The 15,843-nt window shown below is 71.8% G+C and carries 14 protein-coding genes; 5 read left to right on the forward strand and 9 right to left on the reverse strand.

Features of this window, described 5'->3' with window-relative positions; translation table 11 throughout:
* Position 1 precedes the first annotated feature (1 nt).
* Entirely contained in the window at positions 2 to 1,288 is a 1,287-nt protein-coding gene (locus IF188_RS08765) for an ABC transporter substrate-binding protein (RefSeq protein ID WP_191171414.1), read from the forward strand.
* Positions 1,289 to 1,741: 453 nt separating this feature from the next.
* On the opposite strand, the gene IF188_RS08770 is transcribed toward IF188_RS08765, so the two are convergent.
* The 5 genes from IF188_RS08770 to IF188_RS08790 form a co-directional block, all read right to left on the reverse strand.
* A complete protein-coding gene (locus tag IF188_RS08770; protein ID WP_191171415.1) occupies positions 1,742 to 3,322 on the reverse strand; it encodes an AMP-binding protein in 1,581 nt (526 codons plus the stop codon).
* A gap of 84 nt (positions 3,323 to 3,406) precedes the next feature.
* Positions 3,407 to 4,609, reverse strand: a complete 1,203-nt coding sequence (locus tag IF188_RS08775; RefSeq protein ID WP_191171416.1) for an acyl-CoA dehydrogenase family protein — start codon at positions 4,607 to 4,609, stop codon at positions 3,407 to 3,409.
* Positions 4,609 to 5,694: a phosphotransferase family protein gene (locus tag IF188_RS08780; protein ID WP_191171417.1), complete on the reverse strand. Its 1,086-nt coding sequence runs from the start codon at positions 5,692 to 5,694 to the stop codon at positions 4,609 to 4,611. Before IF188_RS08780 ends, IF188_RS08775 begins: the two co-directional genes overlap by 1 nt.
* 90 nt (positions 5,695 to 5,784) lie before the next feature.
* Positions 5,785 to 6,198, reverse strand: coding sequence for an acyl-CoA thioesterase (locus tag IF188_RS08785; protein ID WP_191171418.1), 414 nt, complete (start codon positions 6,196 to 6,198; stop codon positions 5,785 to 5,787).
* The gene (locus IF188_RS08790; protein WP_191171419.1) at positions 6,195 to 6,848 is read right to left on the reverse strand and encodes a QsdR family transcriptional regulator; all 654 of its coding nucleotides are present in this window, start codon (positions 6,846 to 6,848) and stop codon (positions 6,195 to 6,197) included. Before IF188_RS08790 ends, IF188_RS08785 begins: the two co-directional genes overlap by 4 nt.
* 93 nt (positions 6,849 to 6,941) lie before the next feature.
* Between IF188_RS08790 and IF188_RS08795 the strand changes: the two genes are divergently transcribed.
* Together IF188_RS08795 and IF188_RS08800 are read left to right on the forward strand one after the other, a co-directional pair.
* Positions 6,942 to 8,210 carry an acyl-CoA dehydrogenase family protein gene (locus tag IF188_RS08795; protein ID WP_191171420.1) on the forward strand — a complete coding sequence of 423 codons (1,269 nt, stop codon included), beginning with the start codon at positions 6,942 to 6,944 and terminating at the stop codon, positions 8,208 to 8,210.
* A gap of 132 nt (positions 8,211 to 8,342) precedes the next feature.
* Positions 8,343 to 9,557 carry an acetyl-CoA C-acetyltransferase gene (locus IF188_RS08800; RefSeq protein WP_191171421.1) on the forward strand — a complete coding sequence of 405 codons (1,215 nt, stop codon included), beginning with the start codon at positions 8,343 to 8,345 and terminating at the stop codon, positions 9,555 to 9,557.
* A 111-nt stretch (positions 9,558 to 9,668) separates the two neighbouring features.
* On the opposite strand, the gene IF188_RS08805 is transcribed toward IF188_RS08800, so the two are convergent.
* From IF188_RS08805 to IF188_RS08815, 3 genes are read right to left on the reverse strand one after another with little or no spacing between them, the layout of a single operon-like run.
* Entirely contained in the window at positions 9,669 to 10,127 is a 459-nt protein-coding gene (locus IF188_RS08805) for a MaoC family dehydratase (RefSeq protein ID WP_191171422.1), read from the reverse strand.
* The gene (locus tag IF188_RS08810; protein WP_191171423.1) at positions 10,124 to 10,873 is read right to left on the reverse strand and encodes an SDR family oxidoreductase; all 750 of its coding nucleotides are present in this window, start codon (positions 10,871 to 10,873) and stop codon (positions 10,124 to 10,126) included. The genes IF188_RS08805 and IF188_RS08810 overlap by 4 nt, the downstream gene beginning before the upstream one ends.
* Positions 10,870 to 12,033, reverse strand: a complete 1,164-nt coding sequence (locus IF188_RS08815) for an alcohol dehydrogenase catalytic domain-containing protein (protein ID WP_191171424.1) — start codon at positions 12,031 to 12,033, stop codon at positions 10,870 to 10,872. The genes IF188_RS08810 and IF188_RS08815 overlap by 4 nt, the downstream gene beginning before the upstream one ends.
* Positions 12,034 to 12,217: 184 nt before the next feature.
* On the opposite strand from IF188_RS08815, the gene IF188_RS08820 reads away from it, so the two are divergent.
* A complete protein-coding gene (locus tag IF188_RS08820) occupies positions 12,218 to 13,375 on the forward strand; it encodes a serine hydrolase domain-containing protein (RefSeq protein ID WP_224751662.1) in 1,158 nt (385 codons plus the stop codon).
* A 219-nt stretch (positions 13,376 to 13,594) separates the two neighbouring features.
* Positions 13,595 to 15,061 (forward strand): HNH endonuclease signature motif containing protein, encoded by a 1,467-nt coding sequence (locus tag IF188_RS08825; protein ID WP_318152855.1) that lies wholly within the window; start codon positions 13,595 to 13,597, stop codon positions 15,059 to 15,061.
* 28 nt (positions 15,062 to 15,089) lie between these two features.
* Here the strand turns inward: IF188_RS08825 and IF188_RS08830 are convergent, their stop codons facing one another.
* Entirely contained in the window at positions 15,090 to 15,788 is a 699-nt protein-coding gene (locus tag IF188_RS08830) for a TetR family transcriptional regulator (RefSeq protein WP_191171426.1), read from the reverse strand.
* Positions 15,789 to 15,843 lie beyond the last annotated feature (55 nt).

Here is a 15,843-nt window from a genome sequence, read left to right on the forward strand (position 1 = left end):
CATGTCACAGCACACCCTCACCCGCCGCCTCGCGGCGACCGTCGGCGCCGCCGCCGTCGCCGTTGCGCTCGCGGGATGCAGCACACCCGCTGCCACGAGCGCCGGCGACGAGGACGTCCCCGGCGTCAGCGACGACACCGTGACGATCGGCACGCACACTCCGCTGACCGGTCCGGCCGCGGCCGGGTACTCGTCGATCTCGGCGGCGGCGACCGCGTACTTCGCGTACCTGAACGAGAAGGGCGGCATCCACGGCCGCTCGATCGACTACATCGTGAAGGACGACGGCTACAACCCGGCGACCACGCAGACCGTGGTGCGCGAGCTCGTGCAGGAGGACGACGTCTTCGCGATCGTCAACGGGCTCGGCACCCCGACCCACACGGCGGTGCTCGAGTACCTGAACCAGAACAAGGTGCCCGACCTGTTCGTCGCCTCCGGCTCGACCAGCTGGAACCAGCCGGAGACGTACCCGTACACGTTCGGGTTCAACGCCGACTACATGGTCGAGGGCGCGGCGCTCGCGCAGTACGCGGCCGACGAGCACCCCGACAAGGTCGTGTGCCTGCTCGGGCAGGACGACGACTTCGGCGACGAGATGATCGAGGGTGCAGAGCTGGCGCTCGGCGCCGACGGGCTCGCCCACGTGGAGCGGTACTCGGTGTCGAACCAGGACGTGTCGGCGCAGATCGGCGCGCTCAAGGCGGCCGGCTGCGAGATCAACATCCTCGGCACCATCAACGGGTTCACCGCACTGGCCCTCGGGACCGCGGCCAAGATGGGGTGGTTCCCGATGTGGTTCTCGTCGTCGTCGGGCGCGGACTACCCCACGCTCGTCGGGTACCTCGGCGAGGACGTCGGCCCCAAGCTGCTGCAGGGCCTCGTCGGCACCAACTACCTGCCGTCGCTCGGCGGGGACTCCGACTGGGTGTCGCTGTTCCGCCAGGTGAACGACGACTACAACGACGGCGCGCCCTTCGACGGCAACACGATCTACGGCATGAGCGTCGCGTACCTGTTCGCCGAGGCACTGGAGGCCGCCGGCGAGAACCCGACGCGGGAATCGCTGGTTTCGGCCGTGACCTCGGGCGACCTCGCCGGCAACGGCATCCTTCCGCTCTCGTTCGGCGAAGACAGCCACGCCGCCTACCTCGGCGTCGGCATCACCGCCGTCGACCAGGGTGTGCAGGACTACGTCGGCGCCACCTACGCCGTCGACGGCGGCAGCGTGACCTCCGTCGACCCGGCGCCCGTCGACCTGTCGGGCGAGGGCATCCCCGGCAGCTGATCCCCCCCGGCGACACGGCCCGGACCCCGCGGGGTCCGGGCCGTGTCGTTGTGCGGAGGAGGGACGAAACGTCGCAAGCCGCCCATCGGACCAGGCTGCGCCCGCGCTGGGCCGGGTTGTCGAGGGCGGCTTGCGGCGTTTCGTCTTCGCTCGTTCCTCGCTTCGCTCAACGACCACGTTCTGGTCGTTGAGCGAGCGGAGCGAGTCGAAACGCCGCACACCGCTCGTCGGACCCTGCCACGTCTGCGACGTCGGCGTCGGCGTGGGTTCGCGAGAGCGTCTCGCCGCGTTTCGTCTTCGCTCGTTCCTCGCGTCGCTCAACGACCGAGTTCTGGTCGTTGAGCGAGCGGAGCGAGTCGAAACGCCGCGAGCCGCCGATCGGACGATCGCGCGGCGACCACTGCTGGCCGAGTCCATGAGAGTGGCTCCAGGCGGCGTGAACTCGAACTCGCGTCAGCGCACCGGGGTGAACTGCGTCACGAGGTCGCGCTTGAGCACCTTGCCGCTGGCGCCGAGTGGCAGCGACGGCACGATGTGGACGACGCGCGGGTACTTGTACGCGGCGATGCGGTCGCGGGCGAAGGCGACCACCTCGTCGGCGTCGAGGGTGACGCCCTCATGCGGCACGACGGCGGCGTGCACCTCTTGTCCGCGTACGTCGTCGGCCACGCCGAAGACGGCCGCGACGGCGACACCGGGGTGCCGCGCCAGCACGGCCTCGACCTCGGTGGGGTACACGTTGTAGCCGGAGCGGACGATCATGTCCTTCTTGCGGTCGACGATCGTGAGCACGCCGTCGACGTAGGTGCCGAGATCGCCCGTGCGGAACCACCCGTCGACGACGGCGTCGGCGGAGGCGTCGGCTCGTCCGAGGTATCCCTTGAACAGGTTGTGGCCGCGCACCACGATCTCGCCGAGCGCGTCCGGCGCGTCGAGCAGCGCCACGGCGCCCTCGTCGTCGGGGTCGGCGATCGCGACGTCGACGCCCCACAGTGTGCGCCCGACGGTGCCGGGCCGGATCGGCCGCCCGAGCGGGTTGGACGACACGGTCGGCGCGGTCTCGGTGAGGCCGTACCCCTCGTGCACATCGGCGCCGAACGTGTCGCGGAACGCCTCGAGCACGGCGACGGGCAGTGCCGCGCCGCCCGAGACCGCGTAGCGGAGGGGCGGGCGGGCCGCGGACCGCCGGGAAGCCTCGAGCATGCCGACGTACATCGTCGGCACTGCCGTGAACACGGTCGCCTCGAGCGATGTCATGAGCGCGAGCGCCTCGTCGGCGTCGAAGCGGGGGAGCAGGATGACGGATGCCCCCACCCGCAGCGCGATGTTCATGACGGCCGTCTGCCCGAACGTGTGGAACAGCGGCAGCCCTCCGAACACGATGTCGTCCGCGCGCAGGTCGAACGCGTCGATGAGCGTCGTGTGCACCTGTTCGACGATCGACAGGTGCGAGCCGACGGCGCCCTTGGGTGTGCCGGTGGTGCCGCTCGTGTACAGGATCGTGGCGGCGTCCAGCGGGCCCACCGATTCGTGCCGGGCGATCGGGGTTGCAGCGGCCGCCTCGGCTTCCAAGCGCGGGAGCCCGGCGTCCGACGACACCGGCAGCAGCACCGTCACGAGTGGCACGCCGGCCGCGGCCGCGGCCGGAACGGCCTCGCCGAGCAGCGGCGCCGCGACCACCAGCAGGTCGGCGTCGGCGTCGCTCAGCACGTACGAGATCTCGTCGGACTTGAAGAGCAGGTGCACGGGCACGACGATCGCGCCCAGCGACAGCACGGCGTAGTAGACGCGCGCGAAGTCCGGCACGTTCGGCATGAGCATCGCCACGCGGTCGCCGCGCCCGATGCCGCGCTCCCGCAGCGCGCCGGCGTACGCGCGCGTCTGGTCCCACAGTTCGCGGTAGCTCGTCGTCCCACCCGCGAAGTGGAAGGCGACGCGGTCGGCGTGGCGCTCGGCCGATTCGGCCAGGATGCTCGCGACCGACATCGTCGCGAATCCGGGCCCGTCGATCGCGGGGTCGGTGGGGTGGGTCATCACGGTCTCCTTCGACCTCTGAGTGGGGGAGGTGGATGCCGGCGCCCGGGGCCGTCGGTCATGCCCGGGTGGCGGCATCCGTCGTCATGAGCGCAGCTGCGCCCGGCCGAGGCTCGCGAGATGCACCTCGTCGGGACCGTCGGCGATGCGCAGCGACCGGATGCCGGCGTAGAGCTCGGCGAGCGGGGTGTCGGACGAGACACCCGCGCCGCCGTGCAGCTGGATCGCCCGGTCGATGATCTGCTGCACCGCCCGCGGCACGGCGATCTTGATCGCCTGGATCTCGGTCATCGCGTGGCGATTGCCGACGGTGTCCATCAGCCACGCCGTCTTGAGCACGAGCAGGCGAAGCGACTCCAGCTGGATGCGCGCTTCGGCGATCCACTCGCGCACGACGCCCTGTTCCGACAGCGACCCGCCGAACGCGTGGCGCTCGCCGGCGCGCGCGACCATGAGCGCGAGCGCCCTCTCGCCCATGCCGAGCGCGCGCATGCAGTGATGGATGCGGCCGGGGCCCAGGCGCGCCTGCGCGATCGCGAAGCCCTCGCCCTCGCCGGCGATCAGGTTGCTCGCCGGCACGCGCACCTCGTCGAAGGCGATCTCGGCGTGCCCGCCGTGATCGCGGTCGTCGTAGCCGAACACGGTGAGGGGTCGCACGATGCGCACACCCGGCGTGTCGCGGGGAACCAGGATCATGGACTGCTGACGGTGGCGTGCGGCATCCGGATCCGTCTTCCCCATCACGATGAAGACCGCGGCGTCCGGGTTCATCGCGCCCGTCGACCACCACTTGCGGCCGGTGATCACGTAATGGTCGCCGTCGCGGCGGATCCGGGTGCCGATGTTCGTGGCGTCCGACGAGGCGACGTCGGGCTCGGTCATGCAGAACGCCGAGCGGATGCGGGCCTCCAGCAGCGGCTGGAGCCACTGCTCCTGCTGGGCGGGCGTGCCGAAGTCGTTCAGCACCTCCATGTTGCCGGTGTCGGGCGCGGCGCAGTTGAACGCCGGCGGCGCCAGGCGGGGACTCCACCCGGTGACCTCGGCCACGGGCGCGTACTGCAGGTTGCTGAGGCCGGCGCCGCGCTCGCCGGGCAGGAACAGGTTCCACAGGCCTCGGGTGCGGGCCTCGCTCTGCAGCTCGCGCACGATGGGGCGCACACCCCATTCGTCGGGCGTCGCGGTCAGCTGCGCGTCCAGCACCGGCTCGGCGGGCAGGACCCGCTCGTCGACGAAGGCGCGGGCGCGCTCGGTGTGGTCCTGGGCTGTGGCGTCGGGGGCGAAGTCCATCAGTGCACCTCTCTGCGGGGCTCGGCAGTGCGTGTGTCGGGTGTGCGGGCGTCGAGCGTGCGGCGGCCGAGCCCCGCGAGCGGCTCGACCAGGGCTCCCATCCGCTCGAACCCCTCGCCGACGGTCGCGCCGGCCTGGTAGCGGAAGTGGATGCCCTCGAGGATCACGGCGAGCTTGTACGCGGCGAAGGCGCGGTACCACCGCAGGTCGGGCACGGCGATGCCTGCCTGCTCGGCGTACGCGTCGACGAGCTCGTCGAAGGTCGCATAGCCCGCGTCCGGGTCGACGGCGCTCGGCACGGCGCCGTCGCCGCCGGGGAGCTCCGCGATGTTCCAGTACAGCGCGAGGATGCCGAGGTCCACGAGCGGGTCGCCGAGCGTCGCCATCTCCCAGTCGAGGATGGCCGAGATGCGCGGGCCGTCGGCGTCGTCCACGACGAGCGCGTTGTCGAGGCGGTAGTCGCCATGCACGATCCCCGTGCGCGTGGAAGAAGGGATGCCGCCGGCCAGGCTCTCTTGCAGGGCATCGAGCTGAGGCGTCTCGCGCGAGCGCGACGCCTCCAGCTGTCGGCGCCAGGTGGCGAGCTGGCGGTCGAGGTAGCCGTCGGGGCGGCCGAAGTCGGCGAGGCCCACTGCGGCGGGGTCGACCGCGTGCAGGTCGGCGAGGTGACGCGCGAGGTCGAGGCTCAGCCGCCGCAGGGCTTCTGGCGGGTACGCGGCGTTCTGCGCGCGGTGGGCGAGCACGCGCCCGGGCGCCCGCTCCATCACGAAGAACACCGTGCCCGTGACGCGGGCTTCGGCGGTGTCGTCGACGACGTCGATCACGCGGGGGACCGGGACGGCGGTCTGGGCGAGGGCGGAGATCACGCGGTGCTCGCGCCGCATGTCGTGCGCGCTCGAGAGCACATGGCCGAGCGGCGGCCGGCGCACGATGAGCGGCATCGTCGCTCCGTCGACGGCGTACGTGAGGTTGCTGCGGCCGCCGGCGATCACGGTCGCGATGAGCTCGTCCCGCGCCAGGTCGGGGTGCGCCTCGGCCAGCCAGGCGCTCAGGCCGCCGGCATCCAATCCCGGAACTGCGGTCATCGTCGACTCTCTCCACGTCCCGTCGGCGGGCCGTGGATAACAGCATACCGGATGGTCGGTTTGTTTGTCGCGGCCGCGAGGCCGCCCGCGTCAGCCGGCGAGGCCGCGCGTCGCGAGCGCGCGGCGGATGGATGCCGGCACCGCCCTCGGACGCCGGGTCGCGGCATCCACGAACACGTGCACGAAGCGTCCGGCAGCGATCTGGTCGTCGGTCCCGGCGCGCAGGATCGCGAGCGCCCAGGTGATGCTCGTGGTGCCCAGGCGCTCGACGCCGATGCCGACCTCGAGCGGCTCGGGGAAGCCGGCCGAGGCGCGGAACTCGCACGACGAGGCCGCGCACAGCGCGATGGCGTCGCCGCCCACGGGTTCCAGGCCGCCCTCGCGGATCATGAACGCGTTGACGGCGGTGTCCATCGCGGCGTAGTAGACGGTGTTGTTGAGGTGGCCGTACTGGTCGTTGTCGTTCCAGCGCGTCGCGAACGGGACCCGCACGGCGGCGCTCATGCGTCCGCCCGCAGCAGCAGGCGGAAGGCGACCCTCGCCCGCTCGGCGCTCGGCACGTCACCCGAGATCAGATCGGCGTAGGTGAACGACTCCGACAGGCGCACCAGGATGTACGCGAGGTCGGCCGGGGCGATGGCGCCGTCGAGCGGTTCGTCGCCGAGATCCCGGCGCACCAGCCACTCGGCGGTCGCGACGTAGCGACGCTGGATCGGGCTCTCTTTCGTCGTGAGCAGACGCAGGGCGCGGGCGGGCTCCCGGCGCAGGAACGCGCGGAAGTACTCGGCCGTGTTGAGGTCGTCGACGAAGTGCGTGAGGATCGCGGCGATGCGGTCCGCGCCGCTCGTGCCGGCGGCCGCATGCTCGGCCTGCACCAGCGTCGGGATCGCGAGAGACCACAGCACCTCTCCCAGCAGCGCGTCACGGTTGCCGACCCAGCGGAACAGCGAGGTGCGATCCACACCGAGGGTCGCCGCGAGCGCGGTCATATCGATGCGTCGCCCTGCGATGAACGTCTCGCGAGCCGTGTCGAACGCGCGCTGCGCGTCGGAATGGATGCCGTCGGCCAGGCGCTCCGAGAGCCACGAGGGGGCGGCATCCGTCCCCACTGTCGCAATCGTCGCGCGGGCGGTGTCGGTCGCCGTCCGGGTCATGCCGGAACTCTACCCGCGATCGCCCACCGAGATGCAACAGATTCGAAAGTGTTGCATACTCGTTCGCACAACCCCTGACATCGAGGAGAGACGATGACGTTCACCTTGACCCCGACCACCCTCCCCGAGTCGCATGCTGCGCCGGCCGACGTCCTCGACGCGGACTTCTACGGCTTCCAGACACTGCTGTCGGACGCCGAGCAGCGGGCGCTGCGCGGGATCCGCGACTTCCTCGAGACCGAGGTGCGCCCGTTCGCCGACGACCACTGGGATCGCGCCGAGAGCCCGCGGCACCTCGTGCCGCGGATCGCGGAGCTCGGCCTGTACGGCAACGCGTTCGACGAGACCCGCGAGTTCGAGAACAGCAACGTCTTCCGCGGGTGGGTCGCGATGGAGATCTCGCGCGCCGATCCGTCCACCGCGACCTTCATCGGAGTCCACTCCGGGCTCGCGATGACCTCGATCGCCGTCGGCGGGTCGGATGAGCAGCGCGCGGAATGGCTGCCGGTGCTCGCCCGCGGCGAGCAGATCGCGTGCTTCGGGCTCACCGAGCCCGGCCACGGCTCCGACACGGCGAAGGGACTGGAGACCACCGCCGAGCGCCGCACGCGTGCCGACGGTGCGGACGAATGGGTGCTCAACGGCGCCAAGCGCTGGATCGGCAACGGCGCGTTCGCCGACCTCGTCGTCATCTGGGCACGCGACGTCGCCGACCAGCAGGTCAAGGGGTTCCTGGTGCGCACGCCCACGCCCGGCTTCACCGCGACCAAGATCGAGCGCAAGCAGTCGCTGCGCACCGTCGAGAACGCCGACATCGTGCTGCAGGACGTGGTGGTGCCCGAGAGCGACCGCCTGCAGCGCATCGACGGCTTCCGCGACCTCGCCGTCGTGCTGCGCCTGACCCGCGCGCAGGTGGCGTGGCAGGCGCTCGGCGTCGCCGTCGGCGCCTACGAGTGCGCCCTCGCGTACGCTGCGGCGCGGGTGCAGTTCGGCAAGCCCATCGCCTCGTTCCAGCTCGTGCAGCAGAAGCTCGCCGATGCGCTCGCGAACATCACGGCCTGCATCGGCATGTGCGTGCGGGTGTCGCAGCTGCAGGACGCGGGGGAGCAGCAGGACCACCACTCGGCGATGGCCAAGGCGTTCGTGAGCGCGCGCGTGCGCGAGACCGTGGCCCTGTGCCGCGAGATCTGCGGCGGCAACGGCGTGCAGCTGGGCGGTCAGGAGCAGCTCGGCATCCCTGCCGGGTACGGCATCGCCCGCTACTTCGCCGACGCCGAGGCCGTCTACACGTTCGAGGGCACGTACGACATGAACTCGCTCATCGTCGGCCGCGCCATCACCGGCATCCCCGCGTTCGTCTGACCCCCGGCATCCACCCCGCCCACCTCGTCGACACCGCGGTTACTCGCCGAACGACCACGTCCTCCCCGTCGAGAACGGGGTCGTTCGACGAGTACGCGGTTGCTCGACACCAGAAGAGAGGGAACGAAACCCATGACCGAGGCCTACATCGTGGCCACCGCGCGCTCGCCGATCGGGCGCGCGCGCAAGGGATCGCTCGCAGACGTGCGACCCGACGACCTCGCCGCGCGCATGGTGCGCGCCGCGCTCGACCGCGTGCCCTGGCTGGACCCCGCGCGCATCGATGACCTGCTGGTCGGGTGCGGCCAGCCCGCCGGCGAGCAGGGCTTCAACCTGGCGCGCATCGTCGCGGTGCTGCTCGGCTTCGACACCGTGCCGGGCACCACCGTCAACCGGTACTGCTCGTCGTCGCTGCAGACGACGCGCATGGCCTTCCACGCCATCAAGGCGGGCGAGGGCGACGTGTTCGTGTCGGCGGGTGTCGAGTCCGTGTCGAGATACGGCGCGGGCCTCTCGGATGTGGTGGATGCCGTCAACCCGGCGTTCGCCGGCGCGCTGCAGCGGACGGCGGCGCGGGCCGGCGGCGGCACGCCGCCGTGGACAGACCCGCGCGCCGACGGGGCGCTGCCCGACCCATACATCGCGATGGGACAGACGGCCGAGAACGTCGCGCAGCTGCGCGGCATCACGCGCGACGAGCAGGACGCGTTCGCCGTGCGCTCGCAGCAGCGGGCCGAGACGGCGATCGCGTCGGGGTTCTGGGCGAGCGACATCACCCCCGTGACACTCGCCGACGGGACGGTGGTCGACGCCGACGACGGCCCGCGCCCGGGCGTCACGGTCGAAGCACTGGCCGCCCTGGACCCGGTCTTCCGGCCGGACGGCACCGTGACCGCCGGCAACTGCTGCCCGCTCAACGACGGCGCTGCGGCGGTCGTCGTGGTGTCGGATCGCGTCGTCGACGAACTCGGGCTGCAGCCGCTCGCCCGCATCGTGTCGACGGGAGTGTCAGGACTCTCGCCCGAGATCATGGGCCTCGGGCCCGTCGAGGCGTCGCGCCGTGCGCTCGCGCTCGCCGGCTTGTCGATCGACGACATGGACCTCGTCGAGATCAACGAGGCGTTCGCCGCGCAGGTGATCCCGTCCGCACGCGAGCTCGGCGTCGACCCCGACCGGCTCAACGTGCACGGCGGCGCGATCGCGGTGGGGCATCCCTTCGGCATGACCGGGGCCCGCATCACCTCGACGCTCATCAACGGCCTCGCGTCCATCGGTGGCCGCTACGGCCTGGAGACGATGTGCGTCGGCGGCGGTCAGGGCATGGCAATGGTGCTCGAGCGCGTGTGACCTCGGGTCCGGATGCTCGCCGGCGCCATGATGCCTTCGCCCGCCTGGCGGCTGGGGCGAATCCTCAGCCCTGTGGATGCCGGCGGCCGCGGCCGCCGGCATCCATCGGTCCTATCCCTCGGGGACGAAGAGCGCGAGCGTCTCGGCGACGAGCGCCGGGCGTGATGCGCCCTCGAGCTCGACCGTCGTGCGCAGGCCCGCCCGCCAGCCCTGCGGCGTCGGCTCGACCGAGGCGATCTCGGTCACCGCGCGCACGCGCGAACCGGCCGTCACCGGCTGCAGGAAGCGCACCTTGTCGAGGCCGTAGTTGACGACCATCCCGGTGCCGCCGACCTCGAGCAGCCCCTGGGTCAGACGGGGCAGCAGCGACAGCGTCAGGTAGCCGTGCGCGATCGTGGCGCCGAACGGGCCGGCGGCGGCGCGTTCGGCATCGAGGTGGATCCACTGCCAATCCTCGGTGGCGTCGGCGAACGCGGCGATGCGGTCCTGGTCGATGGCGAACCACTCGCCGGTCGCGGACGCGCCGACGGCCTCGCGCAGCGCTTCGGGGGAGGCGACGGCGATGCTCATGCGCGCGGTCCGCCCGCCACATACAGCACCTGTCCGGACACGAACCCCGCCTCTTCGGAGCAGAAGTACGAGGCGGCCGCCGCGATGTCGTCCGGGGTTCCGGCGCGCTGGACCGGGATCTCGGCGGCCGCGTGCTGGACGAAGTCCTCGAACGGCACGCCCATGCGCTCGGCGGTCGACCGCGTCATGTCGGTCACGATGAAACCCGGTGCGATCGCGTTCGCGGTGATCCCGTAGCGACCGAGCTCGATCGCGAGCGTCTTGGTGAAGCCCTGCATCCCCGCCTTGGCCGCGGCGTAGTTCGCCTGCCCCCGGTTGCCGAGTGCCGACGTGCTCGACAGGTTGACGATCCGGCCCCAGCGGGCGGCGACCTGGTGCTCCTGCACGGCGCGTGACATGAGGAAGGCTCCGCGCAGGTGCACGGCCAGCACCGCGTCCCAGTCGTCCTCGGTCATCTTGAACAGCAGGTTGTCGCGGATGATCCCGGCGTTGTTCACCAGCACGGTGGGTGCGCCGAGCTCGTCGACGACGCGCGCGACGGCGCGTTCGACCGACGCCGCGTCGGCGACGTTCGCGCCGACGGCGATCGCCCGGCCGCCGGCATCCAGGATCGACCCGACAGTGGCCGCGCACGCGGCGTCGTCGAGGTCGAGCACGGCGACGGCGAACCCGTCGGAGGCGAGACGCTGGGCGGTGGCGGCGCCGATGCCGCGGGCGGCGCCGGTGACGATGGCGGTTCTGGTCATGCGAGGTTCCTCTCGGGGGTGGGGTGGTCGAAGACGATGAGCTGCCGCAGCTCGCCGCCGGCGGCGAGACGGTCCATGGCGGCGTCGAGTTCGTCGAGTCCGATGCGCGACGACACCAGGCGCTCCAGGGGCAGCCGGCCGGCACGCCACAGCTCGACGTAGCGGGGGATGTCGCGGCCCGGCACCGCCGAGCCGAGGTAGCTGCCGACGATCGTGCGAGCCTCGGCGGTCAGCTGCAGGGGCGACACGCTCGCGCGCGCGTCGGGTGCGGGCAGCCCCACGGTCACGGTGGTGCCGCCGGGAGAGGTGAGAGCGAGGGCGGTCTCGAACGCGCGGGCGGAGCCGGCCGCCTCGACGACGAGCGGAGCGTGGATGCCGTCGCGCAGCGCGTGCTCGGGCGTCAGGGCCGCCGCAGCACCGGATTCCCGCGCGGACGCCAGCTTCGCCGGTACCGGGTCGACGCCCACGACCTCGTGCCCGAGCGCCACGGCGACCAGCAATGCCGCCATTCCGACACCGCCGAGGCCCACCACGACGATGCGGTCGGCGGGGGCCGGGCGACCGGCGTTGATGACGGCGCCGCCGCCGGTGAGCACCGCGCAGCCGAGCAGCGCGGCGATGTCGGGCGGCACATCCGGGTCGACGCGCACCACCGAGGCGCGGTTCACGACAGCGTGCGTTGCGAACGCCGAGACGCCGAGGTGGTGGTGCACGTCCTGCGGCGCGCCTGCGGCGGCGGCCGAGGCATCCGGATCCTGCCGATGAATGCGGATGCCGCCGCCCAGCAGCGTCCCGGCGCTGTTCGCGGCCGAACCGGGAGCGCACGGCAGCCGGCCGTCGGTGCGGCATCCTTCGCAATCGCCGCAGCGGGGGAGGAAGGTCATGACGACGCGATCGCCGGGCTGGAGGTCGTCGACGCCGTCGCCGGTCTGCTCGACGATGCCCGCGGCCTCGTGGCCGAGGAGCATCGGGACGGGGCGCACCCGGTTGCCGTCGACCACGCTGAGGTCGGAATGGCAGACACCGGCCGCTTCGATGCGCACCAGCAGCTCGCCGCGCCGCGGCGGGTCGAGGTCGACCTCGCCGACGGTGAACGGCCGCGATGTCTCGAACGGCGGCTGGGCGCCCGAGACCTCGAGCACGGCTCCGGTGATCCTCATCCGACCTCCTCGTCGTGATGTGCCCGCCCGGTCGGCGGATTCCCATCCTGTCGCGCATCGTGCGACATCACATCGCTGATGTGTGCGGGTGGTGACAAGCATACCGACCGCGCGGTATGTTCAAGCAATCCGACGAACGGATGCCCAGCGGACCGTTCGTGCCACACCAGTCGAAGGAGACGGGATGACCATCGAGGCCGCAGGCATGACGACCGTGCAGGGCGAGGCCGACGAGCGCTTCGCCGGGCTCATCGGGGCGTTCCGCTCGAACCTCGCGGACGGGCAGGAGCTCGGCGGCTCGCTGTGCGTGCTCGTCGACGGCCGTCCCGCGGTCGACGTGTGGGGCGGATGGAGCGACGCCGCCCGCACCGCTCCGTGGGGGCGCGACACCCTCACGAACGTGTGGTCGCTGTCCAAGACGGTGTCGTCGCTCGCGCTTCTGCTGCTGATCGACCGGGGTCTCGTGGACCCCGATGCTCCTGTCGCCACGTACTGGCCCGAGTTCGCCGCCGCCGGCAAGCAGGACGTGCTCGTGCGTCACGTGATGACTCATTCGTCCGGGGTGTCAGGCTGGGATCAACCCGTCACCCCCGACGACATCCTCGCTGTGGATGCCGCGACCGACCGGCTCGCGGCGCAGGCGCCCTGGTGGCCTGCCGGCGCCGCGTCCGGCTACCACCTGCTCGACTACGGGCATCTCGTGCACGGCATCGTCCGTGCGGTGACCGGTCTCAGCCTCGGCGCATTCGTCGCCGACGAGCTCGCCGGTCCCCTCGGCGCCGACTTCTGGCTGGGCCTTCCGGCCGCCGAAGACGCTCGGGTGTCGCCCGTCGTGCCGCCGCCGCCGTCGCGGCTCGACCTGTCGGCCTTGCCGCCCGAGTCGCCCGCGGTGCGCACCTTCGCGGGGCCGGTGCTCGGGGCCGAGATCACCTGGACGCGCGCCTGGCGCGCCGCCGGCGTGGGCGGCGCAGGTGGTCAGGGCAACGCGCGCTCGGTCGCGCGGCTCAACGCGCTCGTGTCGGGTCGCGGCGTCGTCGACGGCAAGCGGATGCTGTCGGCCGAGACCGTCGACCGCGTCTTCGCCGCGCCGATCGAGGGGACCGATCTCGTCCTCGGCCTGCCGCTGCGGTGGGGCCTCGGGTGGGGACTGCGTCACGAGCTGTCGACCGCGTACATCCCGGAGGGGCGCGTCGCGTTCTGGGGCGGGTGGGGCGGATCGCTCGTCACCGCCGACGTCGACCGGGGCGTCACCTTCGCGTACGTCATGAACCGGATGTCTGATGGCATCCTCGCGTCCGAACGGGGCCGCACCTACCTGCGGGCCGTGTACGACGCCCTCTGAGGCCGCGTTCACCGTTGGGGTCGCGGATTGGGAGAACGTGCCGAGATTCTCCTTGTCAGTGTCGTATCTCTGTTCTAGACTGGGGGGAGATCGAACTCGTGCCCACGTTTCGTTTGATCCTTCGTCGCGCTGACGCGCGTTTCGACGGGAGACAGGGTGGGGCACCAGATCGGCACCGGCGAGAGCACCTGGGGTGCGCTGGAGCGTGTGGTCTCGGGGGTGCAGGCGACGCGCGAGCGGATCGCGCGGCTGCAGGCGGAAGAGGCTCGGCTGTTGGCGGATGCCGCCGATATCGTGCGGGCTCGCGAGGGTGAACGGCGCGTGATGGGCCGCAGTGTCGTGCATGATCTGGCGTTGCGGGAGGTGTCGAGCGAGCTGGGTGCGGTGATGCGGCTGAGTGACCGGTCGGTGCAGGCGCGGATGTCGGCCTCCAGTCGTCTGGTCGGCGGGTTCGCTGAGACGCATCGGGCGTTCGCTGAGGGGCGGATCGATCAGGCGCATGCGGCGGCGATCGTGGAGTGTGGGACGGGGTTGCTCGACGATGCGGTTCGCGCCGAGTATGAGCGGATCCTGCTTGAGGCGGCCGGATTCGAGACACCGCCGCGGCTGCGGGCGATCGCCCGCGTGGTCGCGGCGCGTATCGACCCCGAGATGGCGGCCGAACTGCAGCAGCGTGCTGCGGGGGAGCGCCGGATCCGCGTGGTCGATCTGGGGGATGGCATGGCGCGGCTGCTCGCCGACCTTCCGGCCGTGCTTGCGTACGCGATCTTCGATCGGCTGACGCAGATGGCGCAGATCGAGCAGGCCGCCCAGCGCGACGCTACCGCGGAGGAAGAACCGGTGGATGCCGCGGCGAAGGGTGAGCCCGGGACCGGAGCCGGAGCCGGAGCCGGCACCGGGACCGGCGCCGGAGCCGGGGCCGCGGCCGAAAGGGCTGCCGCTGCCGACGGCGCTGCCGCTGCCGCTGCTGACCGCGCCCATGCTGACGGCGTTGCTGACGGTTCGGCCGGTTCCGGAATCCCACGGCCTGATCTGTCGACCGGGCCGTGCGGGGAGCAGCGATCGCTCGATGAACTGCGGGCCGACCTGTTCGCCGACCTCGTCCTCACCGGCGCGCCCGCCGCGCACGGCGTAGGCGACACGCTCGCCGCGATCCGCGCACAGGTGCAGATCACGATCCCCGTGCTCACCGCCGCCGGGGTGGGTGACGAGCCCGCACTGCTCGCCGGCTACGGTCCCATCGACGCGGAGACCGCGCGCCGGCTCGCGGCGGACGCGCCCGGGTGGGACCGGGTGATGTACCACCCGTACTCGGGGCTGCCGCTCGCAGTGGACCGGTACCGCCCGACCGCGCACCTTCAGAGATTTCTTCGAGCACGCGATGAGCGGTGCCGGTTCCCGGGCTGCACGCGTTCGCCGATCCGCTGCGACATCGACCATACGCACGACCACGCGAAAGGCGGCCGCACCGAGGACGGAAACCTGGCTCACTTCTGTCCCCGGCACCACACCCTCAAGCACGCGTCCGCGTGGCGCGTCCGCCAACGCGGGAACGGTGTACTCGAGTGGACCAGCCCCACCGGGCGCCGCTACCTCGACAAACCGCCCGCGACAGTCCAGTTCGTGCCATCGTCGGTGTTCACCCTGTATCTGGACGCGGAGTACACCGGAGGCGCCCCGTTCTGAGACGGAGTCCATCGGGGCGCAGCGGTCGTCAGGAGTCCAGCTGCTCGCGAAGCAGGCGCGTCAGCTCGGCGGTCGGGGTCGAGCGCGGGAACACCGCGATCACCACGTCGTCGTCGCGCGCCGTGGCGTCTTCGCCGGGCAGCACGCCGAAGCGGCGACGCGCGTCGTCGAGCGCCGTGCGCAGCACCGACGCCGGCACCTTCTTCGCGCTGCGGATGAGGCGGCGCAGCACGTGATTGTGGATCGCCGTCACGAGCGCCGAGAAGCCGACCGCGTCGAGCGGATCGAGGCCCGGCAGTGACGCGCGCAGGTACTCGTCGAACAGGCGCTCGTAGCGGAACACCGTGACGATCTCGCGGTCGCGCAGTGCGGGGACCTGCCGCACCACCTGATAGCGGCGACGGGCGAGCTCGGGGTCGGCGGCGAAGTGCGCATAGACCAGGACCGATGCCTCGCACACCGCTGCCCACGGGTCGCGGTGCTGCTGCGCGAGGAAGTCGCGCAGCATGTCGAGCAGTTCTTCGTGGTCGGTGAAGACGACGTCGTCCTTGCCGCCGAACTGGCGGAAGAACGTCGAGCGCGAGACGCCGGCCGCCTGCGCGATCTGCTCGACCGAGGTCTGATCGAACCCCTGCTCGGCGAACAGCTCGAGTGCGGCGGCCACCACCGCGGCGCGCGAAGCGGCCTGGGCGGCGGTGAGGCCCTGGGCGGCGGTGGTGTCGGACATCTTGAAGAGAGCCTAGTCCGACGCGCCGCGCTGCGAATCCGGCGTCCTCGCACCC

This window comes from Microbacterium helvum, from assembly GCF_014779795.1.
Lineage (GTDB): Bacteria > Actinomycetota > Actinomycetes > Actinomycetales > Microbacteriaceae > Microbacterium > Microbacterium helvum.

What these genes read in the sequence shown, in the direction of transcription:
- IF188_RS08765 (WP_191171414.1), top strand. Translation starts at nt 2, where the DNA reads ATGTCACAGCACACCCTCACCCGCCGCCTCGCGGCGACCGTCGGCGCC.
- IF188_RS08770 (WP_191171415.1), bottom strand. Translation starts at nt 3,322, where the DNA reads ATGACCCACCCCACCGACCCCGCGATCGACGGGCCCGGATTCGCGACG.
- IF188_RS08775 (WP_191171416.1), bottom strand. Translation starts at nt 4,609, where the DNA reads ATGGACTTCGCCCCCGACGCCACAGCCCAGGACCACACCGAGCGCGCC.
- IF188_RS08780 (WP_191171417.1), bottom strand. Translation starts at nt 5,694, where the DNA reads ATGACCGCAGTTCCGGGATTGGATGCCGGCGGCCTGAGCGCCTGGCTG.
- IF188_RS08785 (WP_191171418.1), bottom strand. Translation starts at nt 6,198, where the DNA reads ATGAGCGCCGCCGTGCGGGTCCCGTTCGCGACGCGCTGGAACGACAAC.
- IF188_RS08790 (WP_191171419.1), bottom strand. Translation starts at nt 6,848, where the DNA reads ATGACCCGGACGGCGACCGACACCGCCCGCGCGACGATTGCGACAGTG.
- IF188_RS08795 (WP_191171420.1), top strand. Translation starts at nt 6,942, where the DNA reads ATGACGTTCACCTTGACCCCGACCACCCTCCCCGAGTCGCATGCTGCG.
- IF188_RS08800 (WP_191171421.1), top strand. Translation starts at nt 8,343, where the DNA reads ATGACCGAGGCCTACATCGTGGCCACCGCGCGCTCGCCGATCGGGCGC.
- IF188_RS08805 (WP_191171422.1), bottom strand. Translation starts at nt 10,127, where the DNA reads ATGAGCATCGCCGTCGCCTCCCCCGAAGCGCTGCGCGAGGCCGTCGGC.
- IF188_RS08810 (WP_191171423.1), bottom strand. Translation starts at nt 10,873, where the DNA reads ATGACCAGAACCGCCATCGTCACCGGCGCCGCCCGCGGCATCGGCGCC.
- IF188_RS08815 (WP_191171424.1), bottom strand. Translation starts at nt 12,033, where the DNA reads ATGAGGATCACCGGAGCCGTGCTCGAGGTCTCGGGCGCCCAGCCGCCG.
- IF188_RS08820 (WP_224751662.1), top strand. Translation starts at nt 12,218, where the DNA reads ATGACCATCGAGGCCGCAGGCATGACGACCGTGCAGGGCGAGGCCGAC.
- IF188_RS08830 (WP_191171426.1), bottom strand. Translation starts at nt 15,788, where the DNA reads ATGTCCGACACCACCGCCGCCCAGGGCCTCACCGCCGCCCAGGCCGCT.